The 22,721-nt window shown below is 45.7% G+C and carries 20 protein-coding genes; 9 read left to right on the forward strand and 11 right to left on the reverse strand.

Going from position 1 to position 22,721, the window contains the following annotated elements; genetic code table 11:
• The first annotated feature begins 86 nt into the window (after positions 1-86).
• From ettA to OO778_RS13790, 3 genes are all read left to right on the forward strand, one after another.
• Entirely contained in the window at positions 87-1,754 is a 1,668-nt protein-coding gene (gene ettA, locus OO778_RS13780; RefSeq protein ID WP_005381894.1) for an energy-dependent translational throttle protein EttA, read from the forward strand.
• Between the two features lie 231 nt (positions 1,755-1,985).
• Positions 1,986-2,354 (forward strand): PilZ domain-containing protein, encoded by a 369-nt coding sequence (locus tag OO778_RS13785; protein ID WP_012842125.1) that lies wholly within the window; start codon positions 1,986-1,988, stop codon positions 2,352-2,354.
• Between the two features lie 28 nt (positions 2,355-2,382).
• Positions 2,383-3,384 (forward strand): M23 family metallopeptidase, encoded by a 1,002-nt coding sequence (locus OO778_RS13790; protein ID WP_005397491.1) that lies wholly within the window; start codon positions 2,383-2,385, stop codon positions 3,382-3,384.
• 77 nt (positions 3,385-3,461) lie between these two features.
• On the opposite strand, the gene tyrA is transcribed toward OO778_RS13790, so the two are convergent.
• From tyrA to nagZ, 3 genes are all read right to left on the reverse strand, one after another.
• Entirely contained in the window at positions 3,462-4,589 is a 1,128-nt protein-coding gene (gene tyrA / locus OO778_RS13795; protein ID WP_134647792.1) for a bifunctional chorismate mutase/prephenate dehydrogenase, read from the reverse strand.
• 21 nt (positions 4,590-4,610) lie between these two features.
• Entirely contained in the window at positions 4,611-5,687 is a 1,077-nt protein-coding gene (locus tag OO778_RS13800; RefSeq protein ID WP_005397501.1) for a 3-deoxy-7-phosphoheptulonate synthase, read from the reverse strand.
• A gap of 207 nt (positions 5,688-5,894) precedes the next feature.
• Positions 5,895-6,878 carry a beta-N-acetylhexosaminidase gene (gene nagZ, locus OO778_RS13805; RefSeq protein WP_237311969.1) on the reverse strand — a complete coding sequence of 328 codons (984 nt, stop codon included), beginning with the start codon at positions 6,876-6,878 and terminating at the stop codon, positions 5,895-5,897.
• 99 nt (positions 6,879-6,977) lie between these two features.
• Here nagZ and OO778_RS13810 point away from each other — a divergent pair, with 99 nt between their 5' ends.
• Both OO778_RS13810 and murQ read left to right on the forward strand, forming a co-directional pair.
• Complete coding sequence (locus OO778_RS13810) at positions 6,978-8,090, forward strand: anhydro-N-acetylmuramic acid kinase (protein WP_164666779.1); 1,113 nt, start codon at positions 6,978-6,980, stop codon at positions 8,088-8,090.
• 20 nt (positions 8,091-8,110) lie between these two features.
• Positions 8,111-9,040, forward strand: a complete 930-nt coding sequence (murQ, locus tag OO778_RS13815; protein ID WP_046873943.1) for an N-acetylmuramic acid 6-phosphate etherase — start codon at positions 8,111-8,113, stop codon at positions 9,038-9,040.
• A gap of 63 nt (positions 9,041-9,103) precedes the next feature.
• Here murQ and OO778_RS13820 read toward each other — a convergent pair whose 3' ends face one another.
• Together OO778_RS13820 and OO778_RS13825 are read right to left on the reverse strand one after the other, a co-directional pair.
• Positions 9,104-9,376 carry a hypothetical protein gene (locus tag OO778_RS13820; RefSeq protein WP_012842127.1) on the reverse strand — a complete coding sequence of 91 codons (273 nt, stop codon included), beginning with the start codon at positions 9,374-9,376 and terminating at the stop codon, positions 9,104-9,106.
• Between the two features lie 113 nt (positions 9,377-9,489).
• A complete protein-coding gene (locus OO778_RS13825) occupies positions 9,490-9,831 on the reverse strand; it encodes a DUF2799 domain-containing protein (RefSeq protein ID WP_012842128.1) in 342 nt (113 codons plus the stop codon).
• A 280-nt stretch (positions 9,832-10,111) separates the two neighbouring features.
• Between OO778_RS13825 and OO778_RS13830 the strand changes: the two genes are divergently transcribed.
• The 4 genes from OO778_RS13830 to OO778_RS13845 all read left to right on the forward strand — a co-directional run bounded on the left by OO778_RS13830 (position 10,112) and on the right by OO778_RS13845 (position 14,765).
• Positions 10,112-11,596: a carbon starvation protein A gene (locus OO778_RS13830; RefSeq protein ID WP_005381914.1), complete on the forward strand. Its 1,485-nt coding sequence runs from the start codon at positions 10,112-10,114 to the stop codon at positions 11,594-11,596.
• A gap of 193 nt (positions 11,597-11,789) precedes the next feature.
• Positions 11,790-13,460: a sensor histidine kinase gene (locus OO778_RS13835; protein WP_264910035.1), complete on the forward strand. Its 1,671-nt coding sequence runs from the start codon at positions 11,790-11,792 to the stop codon at positions 13,458-13,460.
• 31 nt (positions 13,461-13,491) lie between these two features.
• Positions 13,492-14,220 (forward strand): two-component system response regulator BtsR, encoded by a 729-nt coding sequence (btsR, locus tag OO778_RS13840; RefSeq protein ID WP_006743107.1) that lies wholly within the window; start codon positions 13,492-13,494, stop codon positions 14,218-14,220.
• A 71-nt stretch (positions 14,221-14,291) separates the two neighbouring features.
• Positions 14,292-14,765, forward strand: coding sequence for a low molecular weight phosphatase family protein (locus OO778_RS13845; protein ID WP_264910037.1), 474 nt, complete (start codon positions 14,292-14,294; stop codon positions 14,763-14,765).
• A gap of 46 nt (positions 14,766-14,811) precedes the next feature.
• Here OO778_RS13845 and ispH read toward each other — a convergent pair whose 3' ends face one another.
• The 6 genes from ispH to murJ all read right to left on the reverse strand — a co-directional run bounded on the left by ispH (position 14,812) and on the right by murJ (position 22,433).
• Positions 14,812-15,777, reverse strand: coding sequence for a 4-hydroxy-3-methylbut-2-enyl diphosphate reductase (gene ispH / locus OO778_RS13850; RefSeq protein WP_047009110.1), 966 nt, complete (start codon positions 15,775-15,777; stop codon positions 14,812-14,814).
• A 23-nt stretch (positions 15,778-15,800) separates the two neighbouring features.
• Positions 15,801-16,232 (reverse strand): FKBP-type peptidyl-prolyl cis-trans isomerase, encoded by a 432-nt coding sequence (gene fkpB / locus OO778_RS13855; RefSeq protein ID WP_012842130.1) that lies wholly within the window; start codon positions 16,230-16,232, stop codon positions 15,801-15,803.
• A 156-nt stretch (positions 16,233-16,388) separates the two neighbouring features.
• A complete protein-coding gene (gene lspA / locus OO778_RS13860; RefSeq protein WP_005397302.1) occupies positions 16,389-16,898 on the reverse strand; it encodes a signal peptidase II in 510 nt (169 codons plus the stop codon).
• Positions 16,899-16,971: 73 nt separating this feature from the next.
• Positions 16,972-19,800: an isoleucine--tRNA ligase gene (ileS, locus tag OO778_RS13865; protein WP_264910040.1), complete on the reverse strand. Its 2,829-nt coding sequence runs from the start codon at positions 19,798-19,800 to the stop codon at positions 16,972-16,974.
• A gap of 64 nt (positions 19,801-19,864) precedes the next feature.
• Positions 19,865-20,800, reverse strand: coding sequence for a bifunctional riboflavin kinase/FAD synthetase (ribF, locus tag OO778_RS13870; protein WP_264910042.1), 936 nt, complete (start codon positions 20,798-20,800; stop codon positions 19,865-19,867).
• A 70-nt stretch (positions 20,801-20,870) separates the two neighbouring features.
• Complete coding sequence (gene murJ / locus OO778_RS13875) at positions 20,871-22,433, reverse strand: murein biosynthesis integral membrane protein MurJ (RefSeq protein WP_046873949.1); 1,563 nt, start codon at positions 22,431-22,433, stop codon at positions 20,871-20,873.
• Between the last annotated feature and the right edge of the window lie 288 nt (positions 22,434-22,721).

Below are 22,721 nucleotides of genomic sequence, written 5' to 3' on the forward strand. Positions count from 1 at the left end.
GAAATTCTTGCAATGCGGTAACAAAAACAAAGCACTTGGTATAAAATGATGGGTTTGAATGACAGTTAATTTAGGAACGATCGGCAATGGCTGAATACGTATATACCATGTCGCGGGTGAGCAAGATTGTGCCACCTAAGCGTCAAATTCTTAAAGACATCTCTCTGAGCTTCTTCCCTGGTGCGAAAATCGGTGTTTTAGGTCTGAACGGTGCAGGTAAGTCCACACTGCTACGTATCATGGCAGGTATCGACACGGATATCGACGGTGAAGCGCGTCCACAACCTGGTCTAAACGTAGGCTACCTACCCCAGGAGCCAGTATTAGACGAATCAAAAACCGTTCGTGAGGTTGTTGAAGAAGCGGTTGCTGACGTTGCTGACGCACTGAAACGTTTGGATGCGGTCTATGCGGCTTACGCAGAACCAGATGCAGACTTCGACGCACTTGCAAAAGAGCAAGGCGAACTTGAAGCTCTGATCCAAGCGAAGGATGGTCACAACCTAGAAAACGCACTTGAGCGAGCTGCAAACGCACTTCGTTTACCTGAATGGGACCAAAAAATTGCGCACCTATCAGGTGGTGAACGCCGCCGTGTCGCTATTTGTCGCCTGCTACTTTCTAAGCCAGACATGCTGCTGCTTGATGAGCCTACCAACCACCTAGATGCAGAATCTGTCGCTTGGCTAGAGCGCTTCTTAGTGGATTATACAGGTACTGTAGTCGCTATCACCCACGACCGTTACTTCCTAGATAACGCCGCGGGTTGGATCTTAGAGCTTGACCGTGGTGAAGGTATCCCATGGGAAGGTAACTACACCTCATGGTTGGAGCAAAAAGACGCTCGTCTACAACAAGAAGCATCTCAAGAAAGTGCTCGTCAAAAAACCATCGAGAAAGAACTTGAGTGGGTACGTAAAAACCCTAAAGGTCGTCAAGCGAAATCAAAAGCACGTATGGCACGCTTTGAAGAACTGCAAAGCTCTGATCACCAAAAACGTAACGAAACCAATGAACTGTTTATCCCGCCAGGTGAGCGTCTAGGTGATAAAGTTATTGAAGTGAAGAACCTAACGAAGTCATTTGACGGCCGTGTTCTCATTGATGACCTATCATTCAGCATCCCTAAAGGTGCGATTGTTGGTATTATCGGTGCGAACGGCGCAGGTAAATCGACCCTATTCAAGATGTTAAGTGGTACTGAACAACCAGATTCAGGCACAATTGAAATGGGCGACACTGTGAAACTTGCATCGGTCGATCAGTTCCGTGACAGCATGGACGATTCTAAAACCGTATTCCAAGAGATTTCTGAAGGCGCTGATATCATTAAGATCAACAACTTCGAAATCCCTGCTCGCGCATACTGTTCACGCTTTAACTTTAAAGGCAGCGACCAACAAAAAATCATTGGTGAGCTATCAGGTGGTGAGCGTAACCGTGTCCACCTTGCGAAACTGCTTAAAGCGGGCGGTAACGTGTTACTACTCGACGAACCGACCAACGACCTTGACGTTGAAACATTGCGTGCCCTAGAAGAAGCACTACTAGAGTTCCCAGGTTGTGCAATGGTTATCTCGCACGACCGTTGGTTCCTTGACCGTATTGCGACCCACATCATTGACTACCGTGACGAGGGCCAAGTTAACTTCTACGAAGGTAACTACACCGAGTACATGGACTGGTTGAAGAAAACGTTGGGCCCTGAAGCCGCAGAACCACACCGCATCAAATACAAGCGTATTGCGAAGTAATCGCAACCCGCAAAGTTTGATTGTAATTTGTACAAAGGCCGCTATCATAGCGGCCTTTGTTTTCTTTGTTATAAAAAAGAGCTCATTAGCCCGTCTCGTTCGTTAAGAACATGACATTGCACTTACGTCACTCTGTAGCGACCTCGACACTTTTCAAACAGCAATCGAACATTTTTTGTTCACATTGATATACTATTCAATTCTGTTTGAAGACATGACGAGAAAATGCACATTGCAGAGAGACGACGCTTTTCACGCATTCTCCATCAAGCGCCAGCGAAGGTAGAACAACGTGACTTGGCAATTGAAGCTAGGATTCAAGATCTTTCCTTACATGGTTTACTCATGAAAGTGGAAGAGACTGAGGCTTTGGATCCAGCCCTTCCAGCCCATGTTACTTTTTCATTTGATCAATCCGAACAAGTGATTACGTTAAAAGCGCAAATTGTGGATGTTTCTAAGTGTGAGATTAGGTTAAAGATCATCAAGATAGACATCGAGAGCATTAGCCAACTAAAACGATTTATAGAATTGAATGTAGGCAATAACGACCTTCTGAACCGAGAGTTAGAACATCTCTCTGATTTAGGAGAAAAATAAATGAACGCCTATTTAAGTAACAATAACTATGTCTAAAAAAATCATCATGCAGATCCCGACGAAAGACGGCGATCAGCAGTTCTATTTGGGCCGCAGTTCGGTCCTAGCAGTATTTGCTTCGGTATTGGCATTACCCGCCGTCGTTGGTGGCGCGTGGTATCTCAATCAACAGCAGATACACAATAAAGACGAACTAACACAAACCATCGCCAAACTAGAAAGTGAAAAGGCCGAAATCACCGCGCTTTATGAAGAGCAGCTTGATACCAACCACTCGCTTTCTCAGTCATTGACCGATAAAAACAATCAAATTCAGCTATTAGGAAAACGGGTATTCGACGTCGAATCGGTTCTAGGTCTCGCTGACGAAGAGCTGATGATCGATGAAAACAACATGGCGTTAGAAGAGCGAATTGATGCAGCAGCTATCGATTCCGCGGTTCGAGCAACCATGTTTCGTTTGATTCCAAATGATAGCCCAGTGACATACCAACGTATTTCTTCTTCCTATGGCAGTCGCATTAATCCTATTTCAGGTAAACGACACGTTCATACTGGTATCGATCTTACCTGTAAACGAGGAGAAGAAATCCTCGCACCTGCAGACGGAGTGGTGGAAACCGTTCGCCCGAGTAATCGTGGCTATGGCAACTATGTCACTATTCGTCATTCATTTGGCTTTATGAGCTCCTTTGCTCACTTACAACGCTTTAAAGTGAAAAGCGGCCAATTTGTCAGTAAAGGCGATGTGATTGCTCAATGTGGTAGTTCAGGTAATTCCACTGGCCCGCACCTGCATTACGAGGTGCGCTTTCTCGGGCGAGCACTCAACCCTCAATACTTGATGGAGTGGACACCTGAAAACTTCAATTATGTATTTGAAAAAGAGAAAAAAGTGAAATGGGGCCCTTTAGTTCAATTGATTGATAATGTCGTGCGTCTGCAAGTCAATTTAACCAACTCCCCCTATCGCGACACCAGTATCAATACAGTATCAAGTGAAGATACCAGCAATACCGCGACTAACTGATTTATCTCTCGACACAAAAAAGAGCAGCGTAAGCTGCTCTTTTCGTTTCGGGCTCCACACGGATAGATAACCCGCGATTAACCGCGATGAATATTATCATTCGCCTGTTTGAGTAAGTTTTGGCTCTCATTCATAAATTGTTGTGAATAATCACCAAACCACTCACTCACCTGCTCAAAGCTTTCGACAAATTTGGCTTTATCTTTGCTATCCAAAATCGCAAGTGCTTCGCCGAAGCGTTGGTGGAATCGCTTAATCATGTCGATGTTTTCTTGCGATGAGAGAATAATGTCACCGTAGAGGTTTGGATCCTGACCAAACAGACGCCCTACCATCGCCAACTCCAGGCGGTAGATTGGTGAGCTCAACTTTAACAGTTGCTCAATGTTCGGGTTCTCTTGGCTTAGATGCATGCCGTAAGCAAATGAGGTGAAGTGACGCAGCGCTTGGATTAACGTCATGCCATGATCGTGCTCTTGCGCATCAATCTGGCACAAGCTCGCGCCCCAAATACCAAACTGTTGCAGCAACCATTGGTATTGATCATTTCCACGCCCATCACAGTACACAATCACCTGCTTGGCAAGGCTCGGCACATCTGGACCAAACATTGGGTGTAAACCAACCACCGGTCCTTGGTGCACATTCAACATTGCTTGCAGTGGCTTAGATTTTATAGAAGTCAGGTCACACAGAATACAGTCTTGTGGCAGATTACCTAGCTTTTCAATCACACCTTCTGTTAGGTGAATTGGCACAGTAACCACCACCAGGCCCGCATCTTTTAGGATGTCATCCGCACGATCCCAGTCTTTGCTACCAAGCACTTTGACTTGATAACCAGATAGCTTGAACATACGTCCAAACAGGCCGCCTAACTGGCCATTACCACCAATAATGACCACTGAGCGTAATTCAGGGTTCAAACACTTAAAACCGGAGTCTTTTTCACTGGCATAAGACTCACGCATGGTACGACGCAGAATATCTTCAATAAGCTGTGGAGGAATTCCCATTTTCTCAGCTTCTGCTCGGCGAGAAGCCAGCATCGCCGCTTCACGATCAGGGGCATAAATAGGCAAACCATGTTCGCTTTTTACTTCCCCAACTTTCTCTACGAGCGCCAAACGCTGAGCTAATAGCTCCAACATTTGCTTGTCGACTGCATCAATCTGATCGCGTAATGCGTTAAGTTCAACTGCCATTGATGTTCCTTAAATCCTGTATTAATTAGCCTTTAGACGATTTTCTAAGAAAGGCACTAGCTCTTCATGTGCATGACGTAATAGTGCCTCAGTTGAATCCCAATTGATACATGCGTCAGTGATAGATACACCGTATTTCATCTCTTCAAGAGCTAAGTCAGAAGATTGATTTCCTTCATTGATATGGCTTTCAATCATAAGACCGATAATGGACTTATTACCTTCACGGATTTGATGAATCACATCCTCTGCGACCAATGGCTGGCGACGGTAATCTTTACGTGAGTTGGCGTGACTACAATCCACCATTAGTGATGCATCAAGACCAGACTTCGCCATTTCTTGCTCACACTCAGTAACTGATACTGAGTCGTAGTTAGTTTGCTTGCCACCACGTAAGATCACGTGTCCATTAGCATTACCCTGAGTGGTCAATAGCGCTACTTGTCCCTCACGGTTGATCCCCATAAAACGGTGGCTAGAAGACGCAGCTTGCATCGCATTGATTGCGGTTGCCAAACTACCATCCGTGCCATTTTTAAAACCAATTGGCATAGACAGGCCACTTGCCATTTCACGGTGAGTTTGTGACTCCGTAGTACGTGCGCCGATCGCAGCCCAACTAAAAGTGTCCGCCAAGTATTGTGGGCTAATTGGGTCCAGAGCTTCAGTCGCGAGCGGGATTTCCATCTCTGCCAATTCCACTAGCAGTTCGCGTCCAACATGCAGACCATGTTCAATATCGAAGCTGCCATCGAGGTGCGGATCGTTAATCAGCCCTTTCCAGCCGACCGTGGTGCGTGGTTTTTCAAAGTAAACACGCATAACAATATACAGTTGGTCACTTAGTTGTTCAGAGAGCGCTTTAAGACGTTTTGCGTAATCCTTCGCCGCTTCCACGTCGTGGATAGAACATGGACCACATACAACTAGCAGGCGATGATCCTTTTTATGAATAATATTAGCGATAGTTTGGCGAGACTCTTGAATAAAGCGGCGCGCTTTTTCACTCAAAGGAAGCTTGGTTTTTAGCTCCTCTGGGGTAATAAGAACCTGCTCTTCGCTAATATTAATATTGCTCAACTCACTTTTCTGCATAACTCCAACCTGTATATTTATTTTTACACCCAACCAAATTCTTGGTGAGACAACTAAGCTTTAACGACAAGATAACAGGCTGAAAAAGAAAAACAAGCGTACACAATAAAAAACATTTAGTGTAAATTATTATTTACACACAAATAAAAAGCCAAAGTATAATTAACTTTGGCTTCTAATCGGTGTTTTGAATCGTTTACAAGAGGTTTAGCTGGTCAAGCGTTTCATCGCTTCACTCGCCGCTTTCCACTCTTGAGATAACTTGAGATCGCTTAGAGAAAACGACTGTTTTTTCAGTAACGCATCCGCCAGTGGCACTGTTGATACTGGCAAGTTATCCAACACCTCAATGTGTGCTTCACGCTTATTACACATCAATAGCATATCGCAACCGGCTTTCAAGGCTTGAGCCCCACGCTCGGCAGGACTACCCATGATGGCAGCGCCTTCCATCGTCAGATCATCGGAGAAAACCAAGCCTTTAAAACCGAGTTGCTGTCGCAAAACTTGTTTCAACCAGTATTCTGAACCACTCGCAGGCTGAGAGTCGTAGTTCGGAAAAATAACGTGAGCAGGCATCATGGCATCTAAAATACCGGCATCAATTTGCGCTTTAAAGATAGCCATGTCTTGTTCAAAAATGTCGCTGCGCTCGTCGTATGGCGTTTCTAAGTGTGAGTCAGCAATCACACCACCGTGACCCGGGAAGTGTTTGCCTGTTGTTGCCATTCCAACGCTCTTCATACCCTGCATGTAAGCGGTGCTAAATCGAAGAATGGTATCGGCATCTTCGCCAAATGCTCGGTTACCGATCGCTTTACATTGATGACCTTTATCGAGCACGGGTGCAAAGCTTAAATCAATGTCGTGTGCTATCAACTCCGCTGCCATTAGCCAACCGCCCATACATGCTAACTCTTCACCATTTTGATGTTTGGCGTATTCTTCGGCTGCAGGGATCAACGAGAAACCTTCACGGAAGCGTTGTACTCGCCCCCCTTCTTGATCCACACCGATCAAAATCGGGCGCTTGGCTGCCTTGCGGATTGATTGAGTAAGTGCTTGAAGCTGTTCACTATCATGATAGTTACGAGCAAATAGAATTAAGCCACCAACCGTAGGATGTTCCAGAATTTCTTTGTCTTCAGCGGTCAGTTCATAACCCGCGACGTCAACCCATAACGGTCCCATGTTTTCTCCTCAAAATCGGCTGAATATCTCGTATTCGATGAGGTTATTCGCTTCAGATTTGCTTTACAATAAGTGAATGAAGAATTGACGAGATCGGCTATGAAATTTAACGAACTGTACATTGGTGTGATGTCTGGAACGAGTATGGACGGCGTTGATACCGCTCTGGTTGAAATAAGTGATGAGCACGTTCGTCTGGTTGCGCACGACGATTACCCAATGCCCACTGCACTGAAAGAAATGCTGTTATCTGTTTGTACCGGTCAAGCCACAAATTTAAAAGCCATAGGTGAATTGGATCACCAACTTGGCCACCTCTTCGCTGACGCCGTTTTACAACTGCTCAATAAGTCTGGCTACGTCGCGGAACAAATTCGTGCGATTGGTAATCACGGCCAAACGGTATTCCACCAACCTACTGGAGAGTTACCCTTTACCACTCAGTTGGGTGATGCCAACATCATCGCAGTGAAAACAGGGATTGATACGGTTGCAGATTTTCGACGTAAAGATATGGCGCTAGGTGGTCAAGGTGCACCGCTGGTTCCCGCTTTTCATAAAAGTATCTTTGCCATGCAAGATTCCACCACCGTCGTGCTGAACATCGGTGGCATTGCCAACATCTCTGTACTGCATCCCGAGCAACCAGTCATTGGCTATGACACAGGTCCGGGCAACATGTTGATGGACGCGTGGTGTGCGCTGCACACTGGGCAAAGCTTCGACAAAGATGCACAATTTGCACTGAAAGGAACGGTAAACGCTACTTTGTTGACTCAATTACTTAAAGAAGCTTACCTCGCCATGCCAGCACCTAAAAGTACCGGGCGAGAACTGTTCAATATTGACTGGCTGCATCAGCAACTGGCTCATTACAATTTACCAACCGAAGACGTACAGCGTACACTCTGCGAATACTCTGCGATTACCATTGCCAACGAAGTCGACAAGTTTTCTCATGGCATCACTCCTCAACTATTGGTCTGTGGCGGTGGAGCAAGAAACCCACTTTTAATGCAGCGATTGACTAAGTTATTGCCACAATGGCACGTTGCGACAACGGCAGAAAAAGGCGTTGATGGTGACTACATGGAAGCCATGGCATTTGCTTGGCTTGCGCAACGCTATATTCATAGCCTCCCTAGCAATTTACCGGAAGTCACAGGGGCAAGTCGTCTCGCTTCACTTGGCGTACTCTACTCAAAAAATTAATCACGAAGGCTTAAATTACTATGACAAATGACGCGCTTATTGCGGCTCTTTCTCACCTTGTCTCTGAAGGTCGAAATCCTGAAACAATGGATATCGATCTTCTTCCTTCATTCGATATTGTGCAGCGTTTAAACCAACAAGATAAACTCGTCCCAATTGCGGTCGAGAAAGTGCTACCAGAGATTGCTCAAGCCGTTGATAAGATTACGGAAGCATTTAAGGTCGGAGGTCGGTTGTTTTACATCGGTGCGGGCACCAGTGGTCGGCTCGGCGTCTTGGACGCTTCAGAATGCCCACCAACTTTTGGCACGGATCCAGAGATGGTCGTTGGCATTATTGCGGGTGGAAAAGAGGCCATGTTCCGCGCGAAAGAAGGGGCAGAGGACGATCCGGCACTAGGCGAGCAAGATCTTAAAGAGAATGCGCTAACACAACGCGATGTCGTCGTTGGTATTGCGGCAAGTGGACGGACACCGTACGTGATTGGTGGCTTAGAGTATGCGAACGAACTTGGTGCCACCACTGTAGCACTATCTTGTAACCCTGACTCTCCGATTGCAGATATTGCCGATATTGCGATCAGCCCCGTTGTTGGACCTGAAGCGTTAACGGGATCCACTCGCTTAAAATCAGGGACCGCGCAAAAGCTCGTCCTGAACATGCTCACTACTGCAAGCATGATTCGCCTAGGCAAAAGTTATCAGAACTTAATGGTAGATGTGAAAGCGACGAATGCAAAGCTAGTTGCAAGAGCGGCTCGCATTGTTATGCAAGCAACAGATTGTACTAACCAAGAGGCTAAAACTGCGCTCAAAGAAACGGACTACGACGCCAAGTTAGCGATTTTGATGATTTTAACCGGGCTGGATAAAGAAAGCGCGACTGAGCAACTGAAAGCCAAACAAGGATATTTAAGAAAAGTCGTGATCGATCAAGCGAATCAATCTTAATCAATAAAGCGCCTCACTTATTTAAAAGTCAGGCGCCTTTTATGGCTTAATTTAGTAGTTCAGTTAGTAGTTCAGTCGTTCAATGTGAGTAATACCGACTTTACCTTCAAGGTCGCTGAACATATGAACCATTGCTGGGTATGGTTGTGCTCCAGGGTATACAACTTCTGCATTACAGAAAAACGCATAGTTTTGTCCGGCTACGACTTGAGTAGCCACAACCAAAGGGGAGTATTTGACGCCGACAAACCCCTCGATACCTTTAGCAAATACTTCTTTATCCTCTGCTTTGAGTTCATTAAATGGACTCCAGCCACCAGCCATTTGCGTTGACATAATGTGATTCCTTTTTTCTGTGCTCACTATCAAGCAATATGAACATAGTTTAATAATGAGAATTTTGCCACATTTATGTTACGCAGACGGTATCACTGCGGCTTTATTGACTATTAATTTGAGTACTCATTCCAGCCACGTTGCCATTCCATACGGAATTTTTGTGCTTGCTCAGTACCCTCACAAACCCCTTCATAATACTGACCAGATAGCCCCATTTGATACGCAAAAGCAGGGTTACAGTATTCACGTAGACCCTCTAAATAACCTTGGTCGTAGTCACTTTGCTTAACGCTACCCAACTCACGCAGCTCGCTCATCGTGCGTGATGTGTGTCCGGCTACACCATCTTGATATCCGATCTGATGCCAATCTCCTGACTTGGCAAGATCTTCCGTCGTTGCAGCGCATCCTGCAAGTAAAGCCAGCGCCAAACCTAACGTTGCCTTTTTCATGGTTCTTCCTTAAGCAATTGTTTTCAAAAATAAGCTTACCACTAATTATTGGCGTTTGCCGCTTAGCTTGCAGATTAAACCACTGACGCCTCAAATCAGCCGCTCACTACTGCAATCAACCATTCGCCATGTTTAAAAACCGCTCAAGCAGTATATCGACCACTCAGTGCTCTATTCGACCACTCATCTACTAACCGAATGCATTTAACACAAGTGACGCATAACATGCATCCTGAGATTAAAAAATTACCCTACCCAACTAAGACCAAGGACAATTGCTATGATGTGGTTTCTAACCTGTGTCGCAGCCCTAATCGGCGGATACTTCATCTACGGCGCTTTCGTCGAGAAGATTTTCGGCATCAATGAAAAACGCCAAACGCCTGCTCACACCAAATCGGACGGTGTTGACTTCGTTCCAATGTCAACAAAGAAAGTTTATCTAGTTCAGCTACTTAACATCGCTGGTGTTGGTCCAATTTTCGGCCCAATCATGGGTGCACTATACGGTCCAGCGGCAATGCTTTGGATTGTTGTCGGTTGTATTTTTGCTGGCGCAGTACACGATTACTTCTCAGGCATGCTTTCAGTGCGTAACGGCGGCGCATCTGTACCTACTATCACAGGTCGCTACCTAGGTAATGGCGCAAAACACTTTATGAATATTTTTGCCATTGTCCTACTGCTTCTTGTTGGCGTAGTGTTCGTTTCTGCTCCTGCAGGCATGATTACTAACCTCATCAATGATCAAACAAGCTTGAGCGTAAGCATGACTACAATGGTTATCGCTATCTTCGCTTACTACATCATTGCGACGATTGTTCCTGTCGATAAAATCATTGGCCGCTTCTACCCACTGTTTGGCGCTCTACTTATCTTTATGTCTGTTGGTCTAATGACAGCCGTTGCGTTTTCTAGCGAACACACAGTAATGGGTGACTTCCAAGTTTCAGACATGTTCTCGAACCTTAACCCAAATGATATGCCACTATGGCCAGCACTGTTCATCACTATCGCATGTGGCGCTATCTCTGGCTTCCACGCGACTCAGTCTCCACTGATGGCGCGTTGTATGGAAAACGAGAAAAACGGTCGTTTCGTTTTCTACGGAGCAATGATTGGTGAAGGTGTTATCGCGCTAATCTGGTGTGCTATCGCTCTGTCTTTCTTCGGCTCTCTAGACGCACTATCAGAAGCTGTGAAAAACGGTGGTCCTGGTAACGTGGTATACAGCGCATCATTTGGTCTGCTTGGTGTGTTCGGTGGTATCCTTGCGTTCCTAGGTGTGGTTATCCTACCAATTACGTCTGGCGATACAGCATTCCGTTCAAGCCGTCTGATCCTTGCTGAATACTTCAACATGGAACAAAAGACGCTACGTAACCGCCTACTGATGGCACTTCCACTGTTCGTTATCGGCGGTATCTTAACTCAAGTAGACTTCGGCATTATCTGGCGCTACTTCGGTTTTGCTAACCAAACAACAGCAGTAATGATGCTTTGGACTGCGTCCGCTTACCTACTACGTCACAACAAGCTGCACTGGATTACCACTATCCCTGCTATCTTCATGACCACGGTATGTGTCACGTTCATCTTAAACAACAGCTCGCTAGGTTTTGGCCTGCCAATGCAACTATCAACTATCGTCGGTATTGTGTTTGCCCTAGCAGTGACTGGTTACGTTATCAAAACCTCTAAGGGTAAAGGTGAAACTGAACTGGCTGACGAAGAGAAACCACAAGCCGTATCAGAAACAGCGTAATACTCGTCACATCCGAGTGACTAAGATAAGAGCCTGCCAATTGCAGGCTCTTTTTGTTTTATACCCAAGTTACTTTAAGATTCAGAACTCGGAGCGCAGCGCCATGTATTTAGGTGTCTTTATTTATCTGAGCCAAGTATCTTGAGGTGACTTAGGTATACAATAACAACATTGATTCTAGGTTAGGTTCACTATGGAACTGGTCGTTTCCCTTTTACAACAGATGTGTGTGTACTTAGTTTTGGCTTACATGCTAAGTAAAACGCCAATCATCTTACCTTTGCTGAGTATTTCTTCGCGCTTAAGCCACCGCCTAATTTGTTACGTACTCTTCTCTGGCTTTTGTATTCTCGGCACCTATTTCGGTCTGCATATCAACGACGCTATTGCCAATACTCGCGCGATCGGCGCGGTCATGGGCGGGCTGTTTGGTGGCCCAGTGGTAGGTTTCGCCGTCGGATTTACTGGTGGCATCCATCGATACTCTCTTGGTGGCTTTACTGACCTAGCCTGTGCAATTTCAACCACCGCCGAGGGCGTAATTGGTGGCTTGCTCCACGTTTACCTTATCAAGCGAAATAAAGGCGCATTGCTGTTTAATCCAAGCGTTGTATTCAGCGTCACGTTTGTTGCAGAAGTGGTGCAAATGATTTTGCTGCTCGCCGTCGCGAAACCTTTTGATCAAGCCTATGAACTGGTGTCCGCTATTGCAGCGCCTATGATCATCGCGAACTCATTTGGTGCGGCGTTGTTCATGAGTATCCTGCAAGACAGAAAAGCGATCTTTGAAAAGTTTTCTGCGACGTTTTCGCGTCGAGCGCTCACCATTGCTGATCGCTCAGTGGGAATTCTAAGCAACGGCTTCAACACCGAAAACGCAGAGAGAATCGCGCGTATTATTTACGAAGAAACCAAAGTGGGCGCTGTCGCGATTACCGACCAAGAAAAAATCTTAGCGTTTGTGGGCATTGGCGATGATCACCATAAACCGAACACGCCGATTTCATCGCAAAGCACATTAGACTCCATGGAGAAAAACGACATCATTTATCTTGATGGCGCAGAACGTCCATACCAATGTTCCATAGCAAAAGACTGCAAACTTGGCTCCGCGCTGATCATCCCACTGCGTGCGGGAAAAGAGGTCATTGGTACCATTAAGCTCTATGAACCGAAGCGTAAATTGTTCTCTACGGCCAACATGTCAATGGCGGAAGGGATAGCTCAGCTTCTCTCTAGCCAAATCTTGTATGGCGACTACCAACAACAACAAGCCTTACTCGCTCAAGCAGAAATCAAACTGCTTCACGCTCAGGTGAATCCACATTTTTTGTTTAATGCACTCAATACCATTAGTGCGATTACTCGTCGTGATCCTGATAAAGCACGTGAGTTAATCCAAAATTTATCGCACTTTTTCCGTAGCAATTTAAAGCAAAACATTAATACCGTGACGCTAAAAGAAGAGCTAGCACATGTGAACTCTTACTTGAGCATCGAGAAAGCCCGCTTTACGGACCGCTTAGAGGTTGAAATCGATATTCAGCCTGAATTGCTGGACATCAAATTGCCAAGCTTTACACTCCAGCCTTTGGTTGAGAATGCCATTAAGCACGGCATTTCAAACATGCTTGAAGGTGGTAAAGTTCATATATACAGCGAAGCACACCCACAAGGTCATTTGATTACTGTCGAAGACAATGCAGGCAGTTTTGAACCGCCAAAAGAAAACCACTCCGGGCTAGGTTTAGAAATTGTCGACAAACGTCTCACTAATCAATTTGGGCGTGATGCATCGCTAAAAATTGCGTGCGAGCCACATCAATTTACTAAAATGAGCTTTATCATTCCCCCAAAATCATAAAAGCACGCTGAAGCAATAAAGGTAATGTTGGATGTTAACCGCACTCGTCATTGATGATGAACAGTTTGCTCGTGAAGAGCTGACAGAGTTATTGGATGAAACAGGACAAGTTGAAGTGGTGGGCAATGCCTCAAACGCGATCCTTGGTCTAAAAAAAATCAATGAGCTCAAACCTGATGTGGTGTTTCTCGATATCCAAATGCCTCAAGTCACTGGGATTGAACTACTTGGAATGCTTGATCCAGAAACCATGCCTTATGTGGTTTTTGTCACGGCTTACGACCAGTATGCAATTCAAGCGTTTGAAGACAACGCCTTTGATTACTTGCTCAAACCTGTCGACCCATGCCGTTTAACCAAAACGGTCAAACGGCTAAATAAAGTCATTAGTCAATCCGCCCTAACTCAACAGCTGTCTGCTATTACGCCCGACACTTTAGATCAGATTCCGTGCATCGGGCACAACCGTATCGTCATCATGGCCACCGACACGGTAGAATGTGCATACAGTGACATCAGCGGCGTGCATGTACGTTCCACCAGCCAAGCCGCGAGCACTCAACTAACATTAAAAACGCTAGAAGAGAAAACCCCACTGGTACGCTGTCATCGCCAATACTTAGTCAGCATTAAGGCCATCAGCGAAATCAAATTACTCGAAAACGGATTAGCAGAAATCATCACCAAAACTGGCTTTGAGATACCAGTAAGCCGCCGCTACCTTAAAGTGCTCAAAGAGATGCTGGGCATTAGCCACTAACACAAAAAGTTCACACATCACCGCTGAGTTTCCGCTAGCGTATAAATAAGACGCTCCGAAAAGACGAGGCGATGATGTATAAAGTTTTGTTCATATGTAAGCACAATGCTGGACGAAGTGTGCTCGCTGAGTCGATCGCAACCCATATCCTGCCAGCAGATTTTAGTGTCGCCAGCGGTGGCTCTCATCCCACAGGCAAAGTTCACCCGGTGGTGCAAAAATATTTAGATGACCACCAACTTCCCATTCCACATATCCACACCCACTCATGGGAAGAGCGAACTCAGTTTCTTCCTGACATCGTTATTATTCTCTGTGACTCTTTACATCAAGAGGCAGATCCTCAGTGGCTTGCGGGTGGCGTTCGAGTAAACTGGCAAGTCGATGCCTTTCCGACTGAAGGTTCTGATGAAGAGGTGTACGCACATTGCGAAAGAGTTGCTCAGTCGCTTGAGCGAAGAATCACGAAGATGTCCGATATGATTATCGATGGTTTAGGGAAAGACCAGATTCGTGATTACCTAAATGAACTGAGAGAGATGTAAAAAAGACGACCCGCGGGTCGTCTTTTTAATATTCGATAAATGGAGATTAATCCACTTGCTTGATTTGCAGTTCTTTGGGTACTTCAAAGAACATATTCTCTTCACGACCAAGCACTTCATCGACCGCTTCGGCACCGACGAGTTCTTTGATTCGCTCTAGAATCTGATTAACGAGCTCTTCCGGAGCAGATGCCCCCGCAGTCACGCCGACCTTTGTTTTGCCTTCGAACCATTCAGGTTTGATATCTTCCGGACAGTCGGTTAAGTAGCCAGGTGTCCCTAGCTTTTCAGCTAGCTCTTTAAGACGTGTAGAGTTTGATGAGTTTTTTGAACCCACAACAACCATCACATCTACGTCACCCGCTAATTCACGTACGGCATCTTGGCGGTTTTGTGTCGCGTAACAGATATCGTCTTTACGTGGTCCTTGGATATCTGGGAAGACGCGGCGTAGTTCTTCGATAACATCGGCAGTTTCATCTACAGAAAGTGTCGTTTGGCTTACGTAATGAAGATCAGATGGATCTTTCACGATCGACTTCAGTTTCTCAACATCGGCCGGGGTTTCAACCAAGTACATACCACCGGTTTCACTCGCGTACTGCCCCATTGTGCCTTCGACTTCAGGGTGACCTGCGTGACCAATCAGAACCACTTCCATATTGCGGCGGCTTGCTCGCGCTACTTCCATATGCACTTTGGTTACCAACGGGCACGTCGCGTCAAATACCGTCAAATCTCGCTGCTTGGCTTCCTGACGAACCGCCTGCGATACACCATGAGCAGAAAAAATCACAATGTTGTTGTCTGGCACTTCATGCAGCTCTTCAACGAAGACAGCGCCACGTTGTTTTAGCCCTTCAACCACAAAACGGTTATGCACCACCTCATGACGAACATAAATCGGTGGCTGATACATCTCTAGCGCACGCTCTACGATGCTAATCGCACGGTCTACACCAGCACAAAAGCCGCGTGGGTTAGCTAATAGGATTTTCATTTCATTGCTCATGGAAATTATCTTTATTGGGTTCGCTATTCTACTGACAAAATTTCAACTTCGAAAGTCACGTCTTGTCCCGCTAGAGGATGGTTGAAGTCCACAGTGACTGAATCGCCAGCAATCTCTGTAATAATGCCCGGGATTTCCATGCCATCAGGACCACTGAACGCCATGATTGTACCCACTTCTACTTCTGCATCACCTACAAACTTAGTGCGATCCATATGGTGTACATGATCTGGGTTTGGCATGCCAAACGCGTCTTCTGCTTTTAGCTCAATCGCTTTTTGTGCGCCTGTTTCGAGGCCTATCAAGCACTGCTCAAAGTTTTCACTCAAGCTGCCATCACCCATAACAAATTTCGCTGGTTTACCCATGTTATGAGTACTATCCGCAACCGATCCATCTTTCATTTTAATCGTAAAGTGAAGGGTTACTACAGATTCATTGGTTATTGTTGTCACGTTACTGCTTCCTTGTTCTTGGGTTATTACGCTGTCAGCTTGGTCTTTTTATACATTGATATGCTGATTGGCGCTCCAACATAATAAAAAGCGTCGCTCGAATCAACGGGCGACGCTTAGGGTTATTCAACTTTTCGCAATATACACTGCCACTACTTAGGCTTTCGCCTCGTCTTTCTTTCGAAAGCCGTCAAGAATAATCATCGCGGCACCAATACAGATCGCCATGTCTGCAAGGTTGAACGCTGGCCAGTGATAATTACCCCAGAAAAAGTCCAAATAATCCACGACAAACCCATGTATTACTCGGTCGAATACGTTGCCTACTGCGCCACCAATAATCATGGCATAAGCAATATTATTCCATTTCTCTTTCGCTGGTAGTTTACTCATCCAGTAAGTCAAAAGACCTGTAACGATAAAAGCAATACCTGTAAATAACCAACGTTGCCAGCCCGCTTGATCACTCAAAAAGCTAAAAGCAGCACCATAGTTATGCACGTACAAAAGATTAAAGAATGGCAAAATTTCTATGCGGTTTGCCCAGCCATATCCCATGTTGTTCATTACAACATACTTAATGCCAATATCAGCTAAAAAGATAACCACCGCTAACCATAACCAGCGAATACCAGATTGCTTTAAAGACAGTGCTTTTTCACTCATTACTTTACCTACAAACAGCCCCAGTAAATACTGGGGCTGTTAATTTTAAAAAAAGTTCAGTCGTTCTAGGTGATTACGCGAATTTACGTACTTCACCTTCGCCTTCTACGTTAGACACACAACGACCACAGATTTTCTCGTGACCTTCAATTGTGCCTACGTCTGGCGTGTGGTGCCAACAACGATCACACTTCTCGCCTTCAGCTGCTGCTACTTCAACAAACAAGCCTTCGATATCCGTGGCTTGTGCTGCATCAGTCTTCTCAACTAGAGGCTTAACTTTCGCCGCAGAGGTTAGTAGAACAAAGCGCAGTTCATCTTCAAGTTTGTTGATCTTCGCCGCTAAAGCGTCATCAGCAAATAGAGTCACTTCAGCTTGTAGTGCACCACCGATGGTTTTCTCTTTACGCGCATCTTCTAGAAGTTTGTTTACTGCACCACGAACCGCTTGGATCTCAGCCCAGAATTCATTGTTCAGCTCTTCACCTTCAGCAAGGCCGAATAGACCGTCGAACCACTCACCAGTGAATACGAACTTGTCGCGCTCGCCTGGCATTTCGTTCCAAATTTCATCTGCAGTGAACGACATGATAGGAGCCATCCAACGAACAAGCGCTTCAACAATGTAGTAAAGCGCAGTCTGACAGCTACGTTGAGCGTTGCCGCCACGTTTTGCTGTGTACTGACGGTCTTTAATTACGTCTAGGTAGAAAGAGCCCATTTCGATCGAACAGAATTGCATTAGACGCTGAGTCACACCGTGTGTGTTGTACTCTTCGTATGCTTTAACAATCTCTTCTTGTGCTGCTAGCGCACGACCAACTGCCCAGCGATCTAGCGCAACCATCTCTTCAACAGGAACGATGTCTGTTTCAGGGTTGAAGCCGCTTAGGTTAGCAAGGAAGAAACGCGCTGTGTTACGGATACGACGGTAAGCATCTGCGCTACGTTTTAGGATTTCATCAGAAACCGCAACTTCACCAGTGTAGTCTGTTGAAGCAACCCATAGACGAAGAATGTCAGCACCTAGCTTGTTAGTTACGTCTTTTGGCGCAACCACGTTACCGATAGATTTAGACATCTTACGACCCTGACCATCAACCACGAAACCGTGTGTCAGTACTTGTTTGTAAGGCGCTTCGTCTTTCATCGCGATAGATGAAATTAGAGAAGACTGGAACCAACCACGGTGTTGGTCAGAACCTTCTAGGTATAGGTCTGCACTGTTGCCGTTGTACTCTTCACGAGCATCAACAACGGAGAAGTGAGTGACACCTGAATCGAACCATACGTCTAGCGTATCTAGTACTTTTTCGTATTGGTCAGCGTCAGCACCTAGTAGTTCAGCGGCATCTACATCCCACCATGCTTGGATGCCTTTCTCTTCAACCAGCTTAGCGACTTTCTCGATCAGCTCTAGCGTGTTTGGATGAAGTTCTGCTGTTTCTTTATGAACAAACAGAGCAATTGGCACACCCCAAGTACGTTGACGAGAGATACACCACTCAGGGCGACCTTCGATCATACCTTCGATGCGGCTTTGACCCCACTCAGGCATCCACTCTACGTTCTTGATTGACTCTAATGCTTTAGCACGTAGGCCAGCTTGGTCCATAGAAACGAACCATTGAGGTGTAGCACGGAAGATGATTGGAGTCTTATGACGCCAACAGTGTGGGTAGCTGTGCTCGTAAGCGTGGTGGTGTAGTAGTGCACCTTTTTCTTTCAATACTTCTACTACTGCATCGTTCGCTTTAAATACGTGCTGACCAGCAAATAGCTCAGTATCTGGTAGATAAACACCGTTTGAACCAACTGGGTTCGCTACTTCTAGGTTGTACTTGTTACCAACCGCGAAGTCTTCTTGACCGTGACCAGGTGCAGTGTGAACAACACCAGTACCTGAATCAGTCGTAACGTGATCACCCAGGATCGCCGGTACAGTGAAATCGTAGAATGGGTGTTGGAATTGAGAAAGCTCTAGGTCCGCACCTTTAGCAAAGCCAAGGTTGTGGAAGTGCTCGATACCTGCACGGTCCATTACGTCTTTCGCTAGCTCAGCAGCAACGATGATACGCTCAGCGTTGTCGCCTTCTGTTTGGATAAGCACGTACTCTAGATCATCACGTAGACATACTGCGCGGTTTGCAGGCAGTGTCCAAGGTGTTGTTGTCCAGATAACGATAGATACGTCACCTTGGCCTTCATGACCTTCAGTTAGCTCAAACTTAGATAGCAGTGCCGCTTCGTCAGCCGCTTTGAAGCGAACGTCGATAGATGGCGATACTTTATCTTTGTATTCTACTTCTGCTTCAGCAAGAGCAGAACCACAGTCTGTACACCAGTGAACAGGTTTGAAACCTTTTAGCAGGTGACCATTGCTTGCGATCTTACCAAGAGCACGAATAATGTTCGCTTCAGTTGCGAAATCCATAGTGCGGTATGGCTTGTCCCACTCACCCATGATACCAAGGCGTTTGAAGCTCTCTTTCTGACCTTCAACCTGACCTGCTGCGTATTCACGACATTTCTCGCGGAATTCTGCTGCCGTCACTTTTTGCCCTGGCTTGCCTACTTTTTTCTCCACCATTAATTCAATAGGTAGACCGTGGCAGTCCCAGCCAGGAATGTAAGGTGCGTCAAAACCTGAAAGTGTTTTGGATTTAATAATAATGTCTTTAAGAATCTTGTTTAGTGCGTGACCAATATGAATGTCACCATTTGCGTAAGGAGGGCCATCGTGCAATACGAATGACTTTTTGCCTTTCTTAGCTTTACGGATTTCACCGTAAAGATCTTCTTTGTACCAACGCTTAAGCATTTCTGGCTCACGATTGGCCAGATTGCCGCGCATTGGAAACCCTGTTTCAGGTAAGTTCAGGGTATCTTTATACTCACTCATCGATTCTTAATTCCGTTATATTGGGCGAAAATTAGACATTATGTTGAACGGTGGAATAAACCGCTCAACGCTTAAGCTGACGCAGCCACACCCTTGCTGCTTCAGCATCCAATTCGATTTGTTGTTTAAGTGCTTCAAACGACTCAAACTTTTGCTCATCTCGAAGTTTATGCAAAAGTTCCACTTCTAGTTGCTTGCCATATAAATTGGCATGAAAGTCGAATAAGTGTACTTCTAACTGCTGGCGAACGCCATTGACAGTCGGTCTTTGACCAATATTAGCAACACCACCAACTGGCTTATTTCCTAAGCCAAGCGCTTGAACAACATAGACTCCGGAAACCGGAGAAACACAGCGTTTCAAAGGAATATTCGCAGTAGGAAAACCTATCGTTCTTCCCAGCTTTCTTCCGTGAGAAACACGACCGCTGATGCTGTAGTTTCTTCCCAGCATCTGTTGCGCGGAATGCAAATCGTCACGCGCCAGCGCTTGACGGATAGCCGTACTGCTGACACGTAATTGTTGTAAACAAAAGCTCTGGGTACTCACGACATCAAAATCGTACTTTTCCCCCGCTTCCTGCAGCATTGCAAAGTTACCTGTACGGCCTTTGCCAAAGCAGAAATCATCACCAACGACAAGAAACTTAACACCCAAACGCTCGACCAACAAGTCACGGATAAACTCTTCCGCGGTTAAACTTGCAAAATGACGATTGAAATTGACGCAGAGCAAGCGATCAATATCGAGCTTACTCAATTGCACGAACTTATCGCGTAATCGCGTCAACCGTGCAGGTGCCTTATCTTTGGCAAACAGCTCCATCGGCTGAGGTTCAAAGGTCATCACAACAGAAGGCAATGATAGCCTGTCCGCTTGCTCAGACACTTGCTGCAATACTTGTTGATGGCCTTTATGGACACCATCGAAATTGCCAATAGTCAGCACGCAACTATGATGTCGCGGGGTGATATTGTGAATGCCTCTAATCAGTTCCATTGGATACTGCTTTCTGCCTCTGTTTTTACTTTACACTGTGTGAAACTGACGGATTATATACTAATCACCCTTAGTCTGTCCCAGCTTTTAGGTCTTTTAAGCGTGCACCAGTTAAAAATAGAACCACTAGGTAAACCACGGCTCCTAGACCGATCAACATTCCTAGTACACCGCTGCGGTGAGCAAAGCTCCAATCTAGCCACACTGACATGTCTTCCAATTGCCATAAGATCGCAGCCACCATCGCCGCACCTGCAATAACCAAACGTATAATAAAGAAGACGGTTCGTTTGGTGATTTGGTATACCCCTGCGATATGTAGACCACGATACAGCAATGCCATATTTACGAACGCCGAAAGTGCCGTCGCGATAGCCAAACCAACGTAGCCATAAAAGTACGCAAAAATTGCGTTAAACACCATGTTGGTCACCATCGCAATGATGCCGTACTTTACTGGCGTTTTAGTATCTTGACGCGAGTAATAACCTGGCGCGAGCACCTTGATCAGCATGAAGTTCAACAAACCTGAAGCGTAGGCAAAAAGCGACAATGATGCTTGATGTACGTCTTGAGGAGAAAATTCACCTCGCATAAACAGAACCATCAGCATAGGTTTTGCCAGTACCATCAGACCAAGCATTGCAGGAAGGCCAAGCAAGATCACCATGCGCACCCCCCAATCCATGGTTTGCGCGAAGCCTTCACTTTGTGCGTCAACGTGTTTACGTGAAAGCGCGGGTAAAATCACAGTCGCAATCGCAATACCAAACAGGCCTAAAGGAAATTCCAATAAGCGGTCTGAGTAATACAGCCAGCTGATCGAACCGGTTTGCAAAAAACTGGCGATGAACGTATCAAACAACAGGTTAATCTGACTGACCGATACACCAAATAAAGCGGGGATCATCAAAGTACGGATTTTTACCACACCCGGATCGCGCCAGCCCCATTTTGGCTTAACCATGACGCCAGCTTTAATAAGGAAGGGAATTTGGAATAAGAACTGGACCAAACCACCTAAGAAAACACCAATGGAAAGCCCTATTTCTGGCATTTCCATTTGCGGCGAGATAAACCACGCCGCCAAAATAATCATCACATTGAGGAAAACAGGGGTAAAGGAGGAGACAGCAAATTTACCTAATGTATTGAGGATAGCGCCCGATAGAGCGACGAAGGTAATGAACCATAAATAGGGAAAGGTGATTTTGAGCATCACGCTAGCAAGCTCAAACTTTGCTGCAGCCGGGCCACCATGCATCCAGTCAAGGAACCAACCAAAACCAAACACAGCAGTGACCACGCCGGAGCCTAGGACACCTAAAATGGTAACAATCGAGACTATCACCCCTAACGTACCCGCTGCTCTAGCAATCAGTTCCCGAGTTTTGTCCATGTCACCTTGAGCATGACTTTCCGTTAAAACAGGTACAAACGCTTGGGAAAAAGCTCCTTCAGCAAACAAACGTCGTAAAAAGTTAGGGATTTTATTGGCGAAGAAAAAGACGTCTGCGCTTGCTCCTGCCCCCATTAAATTTGCCACTACAACATCACGAACTAGGCCAAGAACGCGGGAAATAAATGTCATAGCACTGACGATCATGCCAGACTTGAGTAGTCTTTTACTCACTGTAACCTCGGAATATCACCATAAGACAGCTAACCCTATACTGTTTCTCTGACAGGTGCTGTAAATAGACGTCAAAAATCTATCCGCGGGTTGTAAGGAATAAGTGTGCCTTTCGCGGATAATTATTAGCATTGGTATAAAAATGCTGTTAGAATCCCCGCCATCTTAACCGCGATAACCTCTCTTACCAAAATTTGTTTTGGCTTAGATCGGTTTTTGCACAAATCATTTGACATTTAAGCGCAAATGAGGGATATTCCTCGCCCTTAAATTGTCACAGAACTAAGT

The organism is Vibrio sp. STUT-A16 (assembly GCF_026000495.1).
In the GTDB taxonomy this organism is placed as follows: Bacteria; Pseudomonadota; Gammaproteobacteria; order Enterobacterales; family Vibrionaceae; genus Vibrio; species Vibrio diabolicus.

Coding starts and splice junctions, on each gene's coding strand:
- tyrA (WP_134647792.1), bottom strand. CDS start 4,589: ATGGCAGTTGAACTTAACGCATTACGCGATCAGATTGATGCAGTCGAC.
- ettA (WP_005381894.1), top strand. CDS start 87: ATGGCTGAATACGTATATACCATGTCGCGGGTGAGCAAGATTGTGCCA.
- OO778_RS13825 (WP_012842128.1), bottom strand. CDS start 9,831: ATGAAAAAGGCAACGTTAGGTTTGGCGCTGGCTTTACTTGCAGGATGC.
- OO778_RS13790 (WP_005397491.1), top strand. CDS start 2,383: ATGTCTAAAAAAATCATCATGCAGATCCCGACGAAAGACGGCGATCAG.
- OO778_RS13810 (WP_164666779.1), top strand. CDS start 6,978: ATGAAATTTAACGAACTGTACATTGGTGTGATGTCTGGAACGAGTATG.
- OO778_RS13800 (WP_005397501.1), bottom strand. CDS start 5,687: ATGCAGAAAAGTGAGTTGAGCAATATTAATATTAGCGAAGAGCAGGTT.
- nagZ (WP_237311969.1), bottom strand. CDS start 6,878: ATGGGACCGTTATGGGTTGACGTCGCGGGTTATGAACTGACCGCTGAA.
- ribF (WP_264910042.1), bottom strand. CDS start 20,800: ATGGAACTGATTAGAGGCATTCACAATATCACCCCGCGACATCATAGT.
- OO778_RS13835 (WP_264910035.1), top strand. CDS start 11,790: ATGGAACTGGTCGTTTCCCTTTTACAACAGATGTGTGTGTACTTAGTT.
- OO778_RS13830 (WP_005381914.1), top strand. CDS start 10,112: ATGATGTGGTTTCTAACCTGTGTCGCAGCCCTAATCGGCGGATACTTC.
- OO778_RS13820 (WP_012842127.1), bottom strand. CDS start 9,376: ATGTCAACGCAAATGGCTGGTGGCTGGAGTCCATTTAATGAACTCAAA.
- lspA (WP_005397302.1), bottom strand. CDS start 16,898: ATGAGTGAAAAAGCACTGTCTTTAAAGCAATCTGGTATTCGCTGGTTA.
- ispH (WP_047009110.1), bottom strand. CDS start 15,777: ATGAGCAATGAAATGAAAATCCTATTAGCTAACCCACGCGGCTTTTGT.
- murQ (WP_046873943.1), top strand. CDS start 8,111: ATGACAAATGACGCGCTTATTGCGGCTCTTTCTCACCTTGTCTCTGAA.
- ileS (WP_264910040.1), bottom strand. CDS start 19,800: ATGAGTGAGTATAAAGATACCCTGAACTTACCTGAAACAGGGTTTCCA.
- OO778_RS13845 (WP_264910037.1), top strand. CDS start 14,292: ATGATGTATAAAGTTTTGTTCATATGTAAGCACAATGCTGGACGAAGT.
- btsR (WP_006743107.1), top strand. CDS start 13,492: ATGTTAACCGCACTCGTCATTGATGATGAACAGTTTGCTCGTGAAGAG.